Raw genomic sequence first — 13,908 nt, forward strand, 5'->3', positions numbered from 1 at the left:
GGGCATCTCCCCCTCAAGGGGGGAGATTAGCCTTCATCACCCCATCCCAGCCGCATACTCCAGCGCCACCACGCCGTTGCTGAATTGCGTGGCGGAAATCAGCTCGAGCGGCAATTGCGCGCCGGGCGGGAACAAGAGCTTGCCCTGGCCGACGGCACCGGGGTAGCTGAGCAGCCTGATGCGGTCGACAAGGCCGTGGCGCAGCAATTCCTGCGCGACGCTGAGGCTGCCATGCAGATAGATGTTGCCGCCGCTGCCTTGCTTCAGCCCTCTGACCGCGTCCGGCAAGGCGCCCTGCAGCAGCTCGGCCGGCTGCCAGTCGAGCGCAGTCAAGCTGGTCGAGGCGACATATTTCGGCAGCGCGTTGAAGCGGTCGGCGAAATCTCCGGTCTCCTTGGGCCACGAGCCGGCAAAGATCTGATAAGTCGTGCGCCCCAACAGCATGGCGCCGCTGTCGGCAAGCTCGTCGTCCTTGAACTTTTGCATCTCATCGTTCCAGGCCACGCTCGGCAGCTTCTCGACCTCGGCAATGCCATCGACGCTGATGAATTCGGTGATGATGAGTTTTCTCATGGCGGGTTCCTTCTGTCGGGGCGGCCGTGCGGGTCTTGTGCGAACTGCGCCGTCAACTAGCGCCGCGCTTTGTCAGGGGGAGGGGCTTTCCCCTTCAAAGACCGATACCGTGGGAAAAGCTTCTCCGGCCCGCCCGCCGTCCGGTCATGCCACAAGGTCCGCGTCGGGTGGTGGGCAGTCTTTTTGCCTGTCCCCGATTGGATCTGGTTCGTAATCACGGGCTGCCTACAGCTTGGCAATACCGGCTTTCAGCAGTCCTTCGCGGACGTGCTGCACGTCAGACTCCTGGGCATAGTGCAGGGTGGCGATGAATGAATCGAGGTCGAATTGGGGATCGAGCGTTCTGATCTTGCCTAGATGCGCTGCGGCCGCGATTTCGTCGCCGAGCCAGCCGTAGCAGGCAGCGGCGAAAGCGTGCTGAACAGAGTCCATGGTCGACAGATGCATGAAAGCTTCGATCGCCTCGCCATACTGGCGCGCGGCGAAATGCGCCTTTCCCAGATGGCTCCAGAACCTCTCCGGGTGGTGCGGGTTCAACTGCATTGCCTTGCGGATCCATTCAATTCCCTCTTCCGGCCTCCCCAGCCACGTCAATAACTCGCCTTGCTGCACCACCACGAGGTCGTAATTGGGATTGAGGGCCAGCGCCCGCTCTTGATGGTAGCGCGCTGTGGTCAGCTCATTGTTGTTCACGTTCACTGCCGCGAGGATGCGGTGGACATCGGCATCGTTGTTGTCCAGCGCCAGCGCCTTGTCCAGCGCTGCCATGATGTTGTTCCAGACGGCATCCCTGTCTTTGCACCAGTTATGCACCCAGGCCTGGCCAAGAATGCAGGCCCGCCAGGCATGGGCATGGGCATAATCGGGGTCCAGCGTGACGGCCCTTTCTATCAAGGTTTGCGCGCGTTCATTATCCGCAATCGTGCTTCGGTGATGCAGCACTTTGGCGGCAAGCACACATTCATAGGCGGCCATGTTTGCAGGTTTCGCCCGCGCAAGCTGGTCCCGCTGAGCAGCCTCGACACGACCGGGCAGCGTGGCTGCGATCGCCGCGGTCACCTCATCCTGTATAGCGAATATGTCGTCCAGCTTCCGGTCATATTTGTCTGCCCAGATATGAGCGTCATTCGCCGTGTCGATGAGCTGAACCGTCACGCGCACCCTGTCGCCGATCTTGCGGACGCTTCCCTCCACCAGGTATTGGACGGCGAGTTTTTCGGCCACCTCGCGCACATTCACGGCGCGGTTCTTGTAGACGAAGGCGGAATTGCGCGAGATGACGAACAACTCATGGTGGCGAGACAATTCGGTGATGATGTCCTCGGTCAGTCCGTCCGCGAAAAATTCCTGCTCGGGGTCGCCGCTCATGTTGCTGAATGGCAGCACCACTATCGAAGGTTTCGAGATGGATCGCTTTGCCTCGACTTCTGGCAGGGCAGGACTGTCAAACCCAACGCGATAGAGGCGAACCGGGCGGCTGATGTTCTTCAACGTCTTCTCGCCCAGGTCCTCCATGGCAATTTCGAGACGGTCGGCAATCTGGGTCGCCACCGCTGCGGTCACGCAGATACCACCGACGTCGGCGAGTTGTTCGATGCGCGAGGCAATATTGACGCCGTCGCCGAAAATATCCTCATCGTCGAAAATGATGTCGCCGAGATTTATGCCGATCCTGAATTCGATACGCCGTTCTTGCGGCACATCCGAATTGCGCCGTTTCATGCGCTGTTGGATTTCCACCGCGCATTTCACCGCATCGGTCACGCTCTGGAACTCGACGAGCATGCCGTCTCCGGTGGTCTTGATGATCCGGCCCTTGTTCTTCGCGATGGCGGGATCGACCAGTTCTATGCGATGGGTGCGAAGGCGTGCGAGCGTGCCGGATTCATCGGCCTCCATTAGCCGACTGTAGCCCGCCATATCGGCAGCCAGAATTGCGGCTAGTCTCTGTTCCATCGCTGAACCAAAAACCAAGCCTACGCTTCCTGGGCTGCTAAATCCAGCAATTTGGGCTTGTGGCTGAATCAAGAAGTCCGCAGCAGCAAGAAAGGGCGGATCAGAACCTTCGCCTGGTGCGAGCGGCAGTTGCGCGCCGGGCGGGAAGAAGAGCTTGCGCTGGCCGACGGCACCGGGATAGCTGAGCAGGCCGATGCGGTCGACAAGGCGATGGCGCAGCAATCGCTGCGCGACGCTGAGGCTGGCATGCACATAGATGTTGCCGCCGCTGCCCTGCTTCAGCTGCCTGACCGCATCCGGCAACGGCATGATACCTTCGGTCCACCTGTTGAGAGCAGCATTCATGAATTATCGGCACGCATTTCACGCCGGCAATCACACCGAAGTTTTCAAACACGCTGCCTTGACGATCATACTTGAGCGTCTAGCGCAGAAAGCGCAGCCCTTTATGGTGTTGGACACGCACGCGGGTATCGGATCGTATGATCTCACCTCGGATGAAGCCAATCGAACAGGCGAAAAAGACGCTGGCGTCGGGAGAGTTCTCGGCAAGAAACTAGCTTCTGCGCCCTCCTACTCCACTCTATTAAGCGATTTGAACAGAGGCGGACTTAGGACGTACCCGGGATCGCCGGAGATAGTCCGGAACATGCTCCGGGACGGCGATCGTCTGGTAGCTTGCGAATTGCATCCGAAGGATGGAGAGTTCTTGCTAGAGCGTTACAAACGCGACCGAAGGGTTTCAGTTCAGCTACGCGATGGCTATGAAGCGATTGGGGCACTATTGCCTCCGCCAGAGCGCCGGGGATTGGTCTTCATTGACCCACCTTTTGAGCGAAAAGACGAGACCAAGCGACTTGCGAACGCCCTTCAGAAGGGTGCGAAAAAATGGGCAACTGGGATATTCCTTGTATGGTACCCGATCAAGGACTCGACGATTGGAGATGTATTGGCTGGGGCCGCAGTTTCCGCGGGTTTTCAGAAGATACTGCGAGCCGAGTTTGTGCCCTATCTAAGAGACGGCGCGCGCTTGGCGGGAAGCGGAATGATAATTTGCAATGCGCCATGGACGGTAGATGAGAGGCTACGCAATTTGTGTCACGAATTGACTCCACTGTTAGGCGACCCAAAAAGCACGTGGTCCGTTGAGTGGGTGTCAGGCGGTGGCTAATGGACCCGGTCAGTTGGCTGGGGCTCGTCATTCTCAATCGCGTGAATTACTGCCATCAAATCGCGCCACTTTTTGCATATAACGATGTCGCTTCGGGCCAGCGCTCTGTCGGCACGATCGTCCATTAGTTCGAGAGCCTTGTCCGAGCCGTAGCGTTGCATCAATCTGACCCCTCGGTACCAGGTCGCTTTGTCAAATCCATAGTCGTGCAGCCGCGAGGCATTGTCGACTATCGATTCGACGGTCACCTCGTATGGGCCGACTTTGAATTCTGACTTCTTTCGCTTCAATGTGTCAAAGGTTCCGGTGCGCACCATCTTCGCATCTGGTATTTTCTGTATAACGACTCAGAGGTGGTCGCCAACAGGCGCCAAAATGCGATAGCATTTGGCGGGGTGGCAAACATAACACGGTGAGAAGAGCGGTGCGAATTTTTCGGCCCAAGGGAGAGCGTTTGGCCGCAAAGTTTGAGATGGCGTTCCTGCGTCAATTTTTCCAAACGCTTGAGAGTTCTCATAGGGCCGCAATAGGGATGAATGCGTGATGTTAGCGCCTTCAATCGGTGAAACCTGGTCTTCGGTTCTCAAAAGCCCGCTTCCCTCCCGGCTAAGAGAGCAACTCGCCTTGTGTGCGATGCAGCCCGAGCGGGTGTTGTTCCTCGATATTGAGACCACGGGACTGAGCCACCACTACGACGAAATCACCGTCATAGGTTGGTCGATCGGGGGGCGTGCTTCCACTATGGTGAAGGGAGATCACCACCGCGGATTGGCAGAGGATGCGAAAAACGCGATCGCCTTGGTGACCTTCAATGGCATCCGGTTTGACCAACGCTTTATTCGGCAGGAGTTCCCGGACGTGGCGCTGCCTGGGATCCATCTTGATCTCATGTATCTTTGCCGCCGCGTGGGGCTGACGGGCGGACAAAAGGCGATTGAGAAACAGCTTGGCATCAACCTGCGGAGCGATATCGGGGATTTGGACGGTTTTGCTGCCGTGTTGTTATGGCATCGTTACCTAAGGGGCGATTTTGGCGCGCTCCAAACGCTCGTTCGCTACAATCGCGCCGATATAGCTGCGATGGGTGCCATATTTGACCAAGTGCTCGAACTGGTGCAGATCGAACCGGATTTGTTCACAGGGCCTACGAAATTCTTATCTTGGGCGGCGCCAGTTGGCTGGACTGATCTTCCCGCCCTTCGGCCGGCAGGTCCTGATCTAGTTTCCGCGCCTCACTTCAATCAGCTCCTGGCAAATGGCCCTGCAGCACAGGCTCGCATCGTTGGCATCGATCTCACCGGGTCTGAAGGCCGCGGCTCCGGTTGGTGCCTATTGGATGGCAATCATGCCAGCACGGAAACCCTTTTTAGCGATGATGCTATTCTCGCGCGAACTATAGATGCCAGGCCCGATCTTGTATCGGTGGATTCTCCGCTATGTTTGCCGACGGGTAGACTTACGGTGGAAGACACCGACCCTGGCCGTGAGAAATTTGGCATCATGAGAGAGTGCGAAAGAGAACTGAAACGACGGGGTGTGAACGTTTATCCGTGCCTTTTGCCGAGCATGCAGAAACTTACAGCTCGTGGCATGCGGCTTGCAAATGTGCTCAGACAACAGGGTATTCCTGTCATCGAAAGTTACCCTGGTGCCGCCCAAGATATCATGCGAATCCCCCGCAAGGGCGCTGGCGTGGAATGGCTGAAACTAGGGCTCTGTGAGTTCGGCATAGAGGGGGGCTACGTTGAGGGTAATGTCTCCCATGACGAGCTCGATGCAATCACCTCAGCACTCGTGGGCACATTCCACTTAGCGGGTCTTTCCGAGGCGCTGGGGACTGCGGAGGAACCGCCATTGATCATTCCGAAGCTCGATGCTGCTCCCGGGTCCTTAGTTATAGGCGTGAGCGGTCCCATAGCTGCAGGAAAGACAACATTCGCCAAAGTTCTAGAAAAGAACGGATTCGCTTACACCCGCTTCAGCTTGGTGATTGATGAGCTCCTCAAGGAGCAAGGCCGCAACCTTGATCGGGCAAACCGTCAAGAATTGGGACGCCAAATCAATGACTCTGGACGACAGCATTGGCTAGCGGAACAAACGTTAAAGCGTGTTGAGGGCGCCAACAGAATTGTCGTTGATGGGCTGCGCTTTCCTGAAGACCATGCCTTTCTGGTGGAAAAGTTCGGCGCGAACTTTCAACATATTTTCATAGACGCAGCCGAGGCAGTGAGGCGAGTGCGGTATCAGGAGCGGAAAACGGACGGGCGTTTCGATGATGCGGCACGTTCAGAAGTGGAAAGCAGGATCGGCGAACTGCGTCCGTTAGCGCACGAGATTCTTGTCAATGATGCTACGAAATCCGACCTTCAAGCTCGGGCAAAGCGTGTGATAAATGGCATTGATGAGGTAGGGAAATGCCGGTCTCAATCGTAGTCGGCGGACAATTTGGTTCTGAGGGAAAAGGGAAGGTTGCTCTTGAGATTGCTCGGAGAGCAAAGGAGTCTGTAACGCTTGTCCGAGTTGGTGGGCCGAATTCCGGCCATACGGCCTATGACCGAACAGGCAACAAATGGGCATTGAGACAGATGCCCGCCGGCTGCATCGATCGAAATGTGGATGTCATATTCCCGGCCGGATCGTATATCGATATCGAGCTTTTGCTAAGTGAGATCGACGCTCTCAACTTTCCAGTGGATCGAGTCAAGATTAGCCCCACAGCGCGTATCATTACACAGGAACATAAGGACTGGGAACGGAACGCGGCGTTGATTGCCTCAATCGGCTCCACTGGCTCGGGTGTGGGGGGGGCCGTGGTTGCTGCAGCCGCCCGTGGTGCAGCCAATTTGGGCCTTTCTAGCCCAATGGCATCCGATGTCGCCCAGCTTCAGCCATATGTCGCTGATGTGGCCAATTTGCTGCGCGATCAACTGAATGATTTTCAACGAGTGATAATAGAAGGCACTCAAGGTTTCGGCCTTTCTCTCCTGGACGGCGGGTATTGGCCAAAAGCGACAGCAAGAACAACGACAGCGGCGGGCGCATTGGCTGAGGCGGGGTTGAGTCCTCTTGATGTAGATGACATCACATTAGTCATCCGTTCTTTCCCCATAAGAGTGGCGGGAGATTCTGGCCCACTTCCAGGTGAAACCACGTGGCCAGAGATTGCTCGCGCGGCAGGTTTAAAAAAGGATCTGCGCGAGTTCACAACAGTGACGCAAAAGGTACGAAGAGTTGGCTTTTTCGATTCTGAGTTAGTTCGTCGTGCAATCAATGCCAACCAGCCTACACGATTGGTAATGAATCATGTGGACTATGTTGGCCCGGAGTCTGATCTCTCGCGAACTAATGCTCCCGTGCGAAGATTTATCGACCGGATAATGTCCGAACTTGGCCGGAAAATTGACTGGTTAGGATTTTCCGGCTTTGACGTGGTCGAGTTGGTTGGCCATCAAACATGACGACAGGCATGACGGAGCGGGAAACCCTTACTCCTGACCGAGCGGCAGAGATAGCACGCGCTCTGAAAGGCAAGCCTGATCCACTTCTAAATAAAAACATACCTCCATCGCTGCTCTCCGCCGAGCACACCAAGGCGTATGTTTTGGCGACAGGTTTCATATCTCCATTCTTTGAAGGAGGAGATCGGCCGAGGCTAAAGAAAGCTTCCTACGAGGGAAGAATTGGCTCTAAAGCATTCGAATTTAGGAATGGGAATCTTGTCTCAGTTCCGTTCGATGCCGGTTATCTTCATGTTCCCGCCAATTCTATTGTTTTTGTAGAGTGTGATCTAGAATTTCGTCTACCTGAGTACATTGCAGTTCGTTTCAATCTTCAGATTAGACATGTCCATCGCGGACTCCTTCTTGGCACGGGACCACTGGTGGATCCGGGATTCTGGGGGAAGCTATGCATACCCTTGCACAATCTAACGTCTGAACCCTACGACATTCCGATCAAAGAAGGTTTGATCTGGCTTGAATTCACCAAGACTACGTCGGACGTGACTGGAGCGGCCGCCATAGGAGTGGCGCCTTCTAATTCAGGGTTTTGGGACATAGAGGCCTTCATACGAAAGGCCTCTATGCGTTTCCAAGACGGGAAATCAGTGGCAATTCAAAGCTCGATTCCTTTGGCGGTGGCTGAGGCGAACGTGCAGTCGAAGGAGGCACTTGAAACATCTAAGAAAGCGGAACAAGTGGCTTCCAGTTCCGAGGAGATAGCCAAGCGATCCGAAGGTAATCTTAGAAAGATCGGCTGGATCGCGCTTGCTTCGTCTTTTGTGGCTGTGGCGGCGCTACTTTACTCGCACTATTCGACAACAGCGAGCCAATATCAGTTGTATAAAAGCTATATCGATAGCTCGAAGGATGAGCTTTCAAGCGAACTAAAAGGAGTCGATGGCCGAATTGCTCCGTTGGAAACGGTACCTAGCGAAATTGAAGTGTTGAAGCAGAGACTTTCTGCTCTTGAGGAGAAGCTGAAAGTGGATCAAGGGCGAACTGCGCCATAAAGAACTATACAAAGTTAATCCTGCAAAGAGATTTTTTGTAAGGACCAACGAGCGCAGAAATCACGTGATCGGTCGATAATTTGGGTGTCCGGATTGACGATAAAAAAAGTCCGGCAGCTATACGCGTTCGCTCGAACGGCAATTGTTCGATAAGGGAATTTGTTACGCCAATGATTAACTTCTAATTCATGTCCACCCTTGAATCGAGAGTTATGATGATAGACGACAAGGGTTCGACGTTCTGCTAATGCTATCGCCTCATTTATTGGAATCTGCTTGCTGAAGCACCTCTCGGAGCGACGGTATTCTTGGTCATCCACAATGCCATTGTCAGGATCTGCGAATACAAGGTCACAGTTAGAAAGGGAACGAACAGCGCGCCCGAACCAAGCCTCTCGCCATTGTGATCTGATGCGTGCAGGCAAAGTTGCGCTAATATTGCTTTCACTGAAAAACAATGCATCCAGCGCTCCAGACTTTTCAATGGCGTGAATTGATCGCTGGGTGATAGTTATTTCATTGAGTTTATCGAATAATTCTGGGTCTAAATGGCGCCAGTGGATCGGGTCAGAAAGATAACGGACGTGCCGTCCATCCGAATTGTGACTTTCGTCGGCGACAAGATACCAAGCTATTCCAAGCGTTCTGCCCACACTCAAATGCCTAAGTAGCGCGAGTTTGATGTAGTCGCCTATGTCGCCTGCATACCGATTCTGCATCAATCTGCCTCAAACTCGAAATCCGCGTGTATAGATAGCGCCCATAAAATTGCGATTATTGAATCTCTTGTCGCAGCCATAACCCTTCACGCGAATCTTATGCCTGAAAGAGGGTTGGGCTGGCTAGCCGTCCGCTACCCATCCTTCGTTCGCCATTCCCCCTTGCCATCCCCAAACCCTTCCCCTAATCGCCTCTGAGAAAACCTTTCCCATCCCGCGCGGCATCTGCTGACCTCACCATCCGGCACCCCGCACCCCTATAAGAGAAAGGCTTTCCCACCTGGGAGGATCGATATCCAAATCACGGCGTCTGACGTCCAGCCAACGCCCGCCAAGCAGCCCGTCACCCTCCGCGAGGTGGCGGCTATCGCCGGCGTCAGCGTTGCCACCGCCTCCAAAGCGCTGAACGGGCAGGGGGCGGCCGAGACGCGCGAGCGGATTCGCGAGACGGCGCAGCGGCTTGGCTTTCGCCCGAACAGCCTGGCGCAGAGCCTGTTGCGGCGGCTCTTTTACCGTCCGGCCCGATGAGCAACGACCTGTCGCCGCGCCTTCGTGACGGTACCGCCGACTCTGATGTCTAACATCATCGTGCGGCGCCAAGTCGTCGCCCGACCGGATGCGGCTAACGTCAGCAAAGCGGAACAATCCGGCGGCCGGCGGGTTTGTAGGATGAAGGGCGATCTGTTTCTGAGGAGGATTAGGATGAAACGCGTCCTTACCCACCATGCGGTGCGACTGATGCTCGGCGGCGTAGCCGCCTGTCTACTCACGGTCGTCGAGATTCCCAACCCGATCATGCCGTTGTCGCTCGTGTCCGAGGCGAGGGCTGCCACCGAGGTTTCGATCAGCACGTTCTACGAGGACCTGTCTTCCTATGGTGATTGGGTGTCGTATCACGGAGCGTCTGTTTTCGTGCCGGCTGATGTACCTGACGATTGGCGTCCGTATACCGTTGGACACTGGGCCTATACAGAGCAGTATGGCTGGCTGTGGGTGTCCAACGAGCCATTCGGCTGGGCGACGTACCATTACGGCCGCTGGGGCTATGCCGACGATATCGGCTGGTACTGGGTTCCGGGCAAGCGTTGGGCGCCGGCATGGGTGAGTTGGCGTCGCGACAGGCAGCACATGATTTGGGCTCCGCTGCCGCCGCGCCGCGATCCGGATCTGATTTCGATCGAGGTGACCATCGACACGACGCCGGATTATTACTGGGTTGTCGTCCCCACCCGCGAGTTCCTTGCTGAGGACGTTTCCACCGTCGTTATCCGTGATGAGCCGCAGTATGTGCGCATTGTCGAGTCGGCCGAGCCGGCCGGTGACGTGACGGTCCAGAACAATGTGGTGATCAACAAAGTCATTGATGTCGATGTGGTCGAGAAGGAGACGAACCAGAAGGTGACTGCCGTCAAGGTCAGCAAGACCGACGCGCCCGAGCAGGCCGGCAAATTGGAAAACGATACGGTCAAGGTCTTTGAAGGCGAGGTGAAAGCCGAGCCCGATGCCAAACCAGCCAAGCTTAAAGACATCGAGGAGGTGAAGCAGGTTCAGGCTGGCCGTAAATCGAAGCCGACCGAAGGCGCTGCAACGACCGAACAGGCCGAGCCGGAAAAGACCGCCAAACCTGAGAAGCCGACGACCAAGGAGCAGCCCGCCGCCGGGCAGCAGCAGGCCGAGCCCGGCAAGGCAGCCAAACCTGAGAAGCCGAAGACCAAGGAGCAGCCGGCCGCCGGGCAGCAGCAGACCGAGCCCGAACAGACGGCCAAGCCTAAGAAGCCGAAGACCAAGAAGCTGCCCGCCGCCGAACAGCAGCAGGCCGAGCCCGAACAGACGGCCAAGCCGGAGAAGCCGAAGTCCAAGAAGCAGCCCACCGCCGAGCAGCAGCAGGCCGAGCCCGAGCAGGCGGCCAAACCTGGCAAGCCGAAGACCAAGAAGCAGCCCACCGCCGAGCAGCAACAGGCCGAGCCGGAGCAGGCGGCCAAGCCTGAGAAGCCGAAGACCAGGAAGCAGCCCGCCGCCGAGCAGCAGCAGGCCGAGCCGGAGCAGGCGGCCAAGCCTGAAAAGCAGAAGGCCAAGCAGCAGCCCACCGAGCAGCAGCAGGCCGAGCCGGAACAGGCGGCCAAGCCGCAGAAGCAGAAAAACAAGGCGTGCGATCCGCAGACTGAGAGCTGCTAGCCGTACGGGTTGACTGCGGCACCGCGATTATTCGATCGCGGTGCCGGCTGAGCGACCATTCCCCCTTGCCATCACCACATCCTTCGTCCTAATCTCCCCCTTGAGAAAACCTTTTCCCACATCGCCCTGCGTCCGCTGACCTCACCATTCGGCACCCGCAGGGGCCATAAGAGAAAAGCTTTTCTCAACCGGGAGGATCGATACCAAAATCATGGCGTCCGACGTGCAGCCAACGCCTGCCAAGCAGCCCGTCACCCTGCGTGAAGTGGCGGCGATTGCCGGCGTCAGCGTTGCCACGGCCTCGAAAGCGCTGAACGGGCAGGGAAGGATGACGGCCGAGACGCGGACACGGATTCGCGAGACGGCGCAGCGGCTTGGCTTTCGCCCGAACAGCCTGGCGCAGAGCCTGCTCAGGCGGCGCTCCTTTACCGTCGGGCTGTTGACCAACGACACCTATGGCCGCTTTTCGCTGCCGCTGATGGCCGGCGTTTCCGATGCGCTGGTCGATGCCGGCGTCTCGGTGTTTTTGTGCAATGTCGAGGACGATCCGCGCCTTGCCCAGCTGCATGTCGATGCCATGCTCGACAAGCGCGTCGACGGCATTATCGCCACCGGCAAGCGCATCGACCGCCATCTGCCGGTCGACCTCGCCAATCTCGGCATTCCGGCGATCTACGCCTTCACCGAGCCCGATCCCAACGCCATCGCTTTCGTGTCCGACGATGCCGGCGGGGCGCGGCTGGCGGTCGAGCATTTTTGCCGGCTCGGGCGGCGGCGCATCGCCCATGTCAGCGGTCCGGCGAGCTTTGCCGTGGTGCATGCGCGGGCACAGGCCTATCGCGAGGTGCTGGCCGAGAACGGCCTGCCGGTCGTGGAGCCGCTGCTCGGCCCATGGTCGGAGGCCTGGGGGCATGAGGCGGTCGCAAAACTGTTCGATGGCGAGGCGGGCAGGGGGGAGCAGCCGGATGCCGTCTTCTGCGGCAACGACCAGATCGCGCGCGGCGTCATCGACGCCTTGCGCGAGCGCGGTATCGGCGTGCCGGACGAGGTTGGCGTCATCGGTTTCGACAATTGGCAGATCGTCGCCGAGGCGACCCGCCCGCCGCTGACCTCGGTCGACATGAATCTCGCAGCACTTGGCCGCGAGGCCGGCCTTGCCTTGCTTTCGCTCGTCGGCGGCGAACCCGCTCTGCCGGGCATCAGAAAACTGCCGTGCCGGCTGGTGGTGCGTCAGTCATGCGGCCGTCCGCCGGACGGCTGAACGAAACGGGCCGTGTCGATAGTCACCCGCTTGGGGGCGCGGCTAAATTAGAACCATGTGGAGGAGAAGCATGAGAACCACCATTACCGGGCTCGCCATCGCCGCGAGCATTTTCGGCACGCTGGCGACAGCCGGCGCGGCCGCCGCCGACACCGCCAACATCTGGGTTCGCGCCGACGGCTCGAACTTCATGCCGCGCATCGTCGATGCCTTCAACAAGGGGCATCAGAACCAGATCAAGCTCGACATCATCCCCAATGCCGAAATCATCCCGAAATACGGCGCTGCCGCCGCCGGCGGCACGGCGCCCGACGCGCTGTCGCTCGACCTGATCTACACCCCGTCCTTCGCCGCCGCCGGCCAGCTCGAAGACATCACCGACTGGGCGAAATCGCTCCCCTATTTCGCCAGCCTGTCGCCGGCGCATGTCAAGACCGGCACCTATAAGGGCCGCATCTACGGGCTGCCGTTCTCGGCCGATAGTTCGGTGCTGATCTGGAACAAGAAGCTGTTCAAGCAGGCCGGCCTCGACCCGGAAAAGGGCCCGACCAACTGGGCCGAGATCGAAGCCGACGCCGAAAAGGTCAACGCGCTCGGCGGCGACATCAAGGGCTTCTACTTCTCCGGCAATTGCGGCGGCTGCAACATCTTCACCTTCACGCCGCTGATCTGGGCCTCGGGCGGCGATATCCTCACCGAGGACGGCTCCAAGGCGACGCTGGATACGCCGCAGATGCGCGGCGCCATCGACCTCTACCGTTCGATGGTCAAGAAGGACCTTGTGCCTTCAGGCGCGCAGACCGACACCGGCTCCAACTTCTTTGCCGCCTTCGCCACAGGCAATATCGGCATCTCGCCGTCCGGCGCCTTCGCCATCGGCGCGCTCAACACGCAATACCCCGACATCGACTACGGCATCACCTTCCTGCCCGGCAAGGACGGCGGCTGGTCGTCGTTCGCCGGCGGTGACAATTTCGTCGTCACCAAGGGCACCACCAAGGTCGCGGTGGTGAAGGAGTTCCTCGACTTCGCTTATTCGCTCGAGGGCCAGACCATCCTGGCGAAATACGGCAGCCTGCCGGTGCGCGGCGACATCGCCAACGAGGCGCTGAAAGACCTCGACCCGCGCTACAAGGTCGCCGCCGAAGCCATGGCCAAGGGCCGCACGCCCTATTCGGTGGTGTTCAACGATCTGATCAACTCGGCCAACGGTCCGTGGAACCAGATGATGAACGAGGTCTTCTTCGGTGAAGACGTCGACGGCGCCATAGCCAACGCGCAGGAGACCATGCAGTCGATCATCGATTCGGCGCCGCAGAAGTAGGGCGAGCGCCCACCTCCCCCTTGAGGGGAGGTCGGACCGAAGGTCCGGGTGGGGTCCTCAGTGAAACGCGCCGACAGAAAGAAGCGTCGGCGCACTTCGCAGAGGACCCCACCCCCCGGGGGGGGGGCCCCCCCCCCCCCCCCCCTCTCGCTCTCTTGTGTGGCAGTATGGGCCGGCGAGGCGATCCAAATCGGGATGCAAGGGCGCGACGACGGTTCG

General features: G+C 58.1%; 11 protein-coding genes and 1 pseudogene. 8 read left to right on the plus strand and 4 right to left on the minus strand.

Features of this window, described 5'->3' with window-relative positions:
* Window positions 1-36: 36 nt before the first annotated feature.
* Together AC0L2X_RS29245 and AC0L2X_RS29250 are read right to left on the minus strand one after the other, a co-directional pair.
* Window positions 37-573: a dihydrofolate reductase family protein gene (locus AC0L2X_RS29245; protein WP_473560174.1), complete on the minus strand. Its 537-nt coding sequence runs from the start codon at window positions 571-573 to the stop codon at window positions 37-39.
* Window positions 574-798: 225 nt separating this feature from the next.
* Complete coding sequence (locus AC0L2X_RS29250) at window positions 799-2,874, minus strand: adenylate/guanylate cyclase domain-containing protein (RefSeq protein ID WP_473560172.1); 2,076 nt, start codon at window positions 2,872-2,874, stop codon at window positions 799-801.
* A 103-nt stretch (window positions 2,875-2,977) separates the two neighbouring features.
* Between AC0L2X_RS29250 and AC0L2X_RS29255 the strand changes: the two genes are divergently transcribed.
* Entirely contained in the window at window positions 2,978-3,700 is a 723-nt protein-coding gene (locus tag AC0L2X_RS29255; protein WP_473600856.1) for a 23S rRNA (adenine(2030)-N(6))-methyltransferase RlmJ, read from the plus strand.
* Here the strand turns inward: AC0L2X_RS29255 and AC0L2X_RS29260 are convergent.
* Window positions 3,697-4,017, minus strand: a complete 321-nt coding sequence (locus AC0L2X_RS29260; protein ID WP_473560169.1) for a hypothetical protein — start codon at window positions 4,015-4,017, stop codon at window positions 3,697-3,699. The two genes, AC0L2X_RS29255 and AC0L2X_RS29260, sit on opposite strands and share 4 nt — an antisense overlap.
* 226 nt (window positions 4,018-4,243) lie before the next feature.
* On the opposite strand from AC0L2X_RS29260, the gene AC0L2X_RS29265 reads away from it, so the two are divergent.
* Genes AC0L2X_RS29265 through AC0L2X_RS29275 form a run of 3 tightly spaced genes read left to right on the plus strand, consistent with a single transcriptional unit; the run spans window position 4,244 to window position 8,210 of the window.
* On the plus strand, window positions 4,244-6,133 hold the full coding sequence (locus tag AC0L2X_RS29265) for a ribonuclease H-like domain-containing protein (RefSeq protein ID WP_473560167.1): 1,890 nt from the start codon (window positions 4,244-4,246) through the stop codon (window positions 6,131-6,133).
* Window positions 6,115-7,158, plus strand: coding sequence for an adenylosuccinate synthetase (locus AC0L2X_RS29270; protein WP_473560165.1), 1,044 nt, complete (start codon window positions 6,115-6,117; stop codon window positions 7,156-7,158). Before AC0L2X_RS29265 ends, AC0L2X_RS29270 begins: the two co-directional genes overlap by 19 nt.
* Complete coding sequence (locus AC0L2X_RS29275; RefSeq protein WP_473560164.1) at window positions 7,155-8,210, plus strand: dCTP deaminase/dUTPase family protein; 1,056 nt, start codon at window positions 7,155-7,157, stop codon at window positions 8,208-8,210. Before AC0L2X_RS29270 ends, AC0L2X_RS29275 begins: the two co-directional genes overlap by 4 nt.
* Window positions 8,211-8,224: 14 nt before the next feature.
* Here the strand turns inward: AC0L2X_RS29275 and AC0L2X_RS29280 are convergent, their stop codons facing one another.
* On the minus strand, window positions 8,225-8,929 hold the full coding sequence (locus AC0L2X_RS29280) for a hypothetical protein (RefSeq protein ID WP_473560162.1): 705 nt from the start codon (window positions 8,927-8,929) through the stop codon (window positions 8,225-8,227).
* Between the two features lie 300 nt (window positions 8,930-9,229).
* On the opposite strand from AC0L2X_RS29280, the pseudogene AC0L2X_RS29285 reads away from it, so the two are divergent.
* From AC0L2X_RS29285 to AC0L2X_RS29300, 4 genes and pseudogenes are all read left to right on the plus strand, one after another.
* A pseudogene (locus AC0L2X_RS29285) lies at window positions 9,230-9,433 on the plus strand (LacI family DNA-binding transcriptional regulator); the annotation flags it as partial.
* Window positions 9,434-9,631: 198 nt separating this feature from the next.
* Window positions 9,632-11,104: a DUF6600 domain-containing protein gene (locus AC0L2X_RS29290; protein WP_473560160.1), complete on the plus strand. Its 1,473-nt coding sequence runs from the start codon at window positions 9,632-9,634 to the stop codon at window positions 11,102-11,104.
* Window positions 11,105-11,315: 211 nt separating this feature from the next.
* On the plus strand, window positions 11,316-12,365 hold the full coding sequence (locus tag AC0L2X_RS29295; protein WP_473560159.1) for a LacI family DNA-binding transcriptional regulator: 1,050 nt from the start codon (window positions 11,316-11,318) through the stop codon (window positions 12,363-12,365).
* A 70-nt stretch (window positions 12,366-12,435) separates the two neighbouring features.
* On the plus strand, window positions 12,436-13,689 hold the full coding sequence (locus AC0L2X_RS29300) for an ABC transporter substrate-binding protein (RefSeq protein WP_473560157.1): 1,254 nt from the start codon (window positions 12,436-12,438) through the stop codon (window positions 13,687-13,689).
* The last annotated feature ends 219 nt before the right edge of the window (window positions 13,690-13,908 follow it).

The sequence above is a fragment of the Mesorhizobium sp. WSM4828 genome (assembly GCF_055811175.1).

What these genes read in the sequence shown, in the direction of transcription:
- AC0L2X_RS29290 (WP_473560160.1), top strand. Translation starts at nt 9,632, where the DNA reads ATGAAACGCGTCCTTACCCACCATGCGGTGCGACTGATGCTCGGCGGC.
- AC0L2X_RS29300 (WP_473560157.1), top strand. Translation starts at nt 12,436, where the DNA reads ATGAGAACCACCATTACCGGGCTCGCCATCGCCGCGAGCATTTTCGGC.
- AC0L2X_RS29245 (WP_473560174.1), bottom strand. Translation starts at nt 573, where the DNA reads ATGAGAAAACTCATCATCACCGAATTCATCAGCGTCGATGGCATTGCC.
- AC0L2X_RS29270 (WP_473560165.1), top strand. Translation starts at nt 6,115, where the DNA reads ATGCCGGTCTCAATCGTAGTCGGCGGACAATTTGGTTCTGAGGGAAAA.
- AC0L2X_RS29260 (WP_473560169.1), bottom strand. Translation starts at nt 4,017, where the DNA reads ATGGTGCGCACCGGAACCTTTGACACATTGAAGCGAAAGAAGTCAGAA.
- AC0L2X_RS29255 (WP_473600856.1), top strand. Translation starts at nt 2,978, where the DNA reads ATGGTGTTGGACACGCACGCGGGTATCGGATCGTATGATCTCACCTCG.
- AC0L2X_RS29295 (WP_473560159.1), top strand. Translation starts at nt 11,316, where the DNA reads ATGGCGTCCGACGTGCAGCCAACGCCTGCCAAGCAGCCCGTCACCCTG.
- AC0L2X_RS29265 (WP_473560167.1), top strand. Translation starts at nt 4,244, where the DNA reads ATGTTAGCGCCTTCAATCGGTGAAACCTGGTCTTCGGTTCTCAAAAGC.
- AC0L2X_RS29250 (WP_473560172.1), bottom strand. Translation starts at nt 2,874, where the DNA reads ATGAATGCTGCTCTCAACAGGTGGACCGAAGGTATCATGCCGTTGCCG.
- AC0L2X_RS29275 (WP_473560164.1), top strand. Translation starts at nt 7,155, where the DNA reads ATGACGACAGGCATGACGGAGCGGGAAACCCTTACTCCTGACCGAGCG.
- AC0L2X_RS29280 (WP_473560162.1), bottom strand. Translation starts at nt 8,929, where the DNA reads ATGCAGAATCGGTATGCAGGCGACATAGGCGACTACATCAAACTCGCG.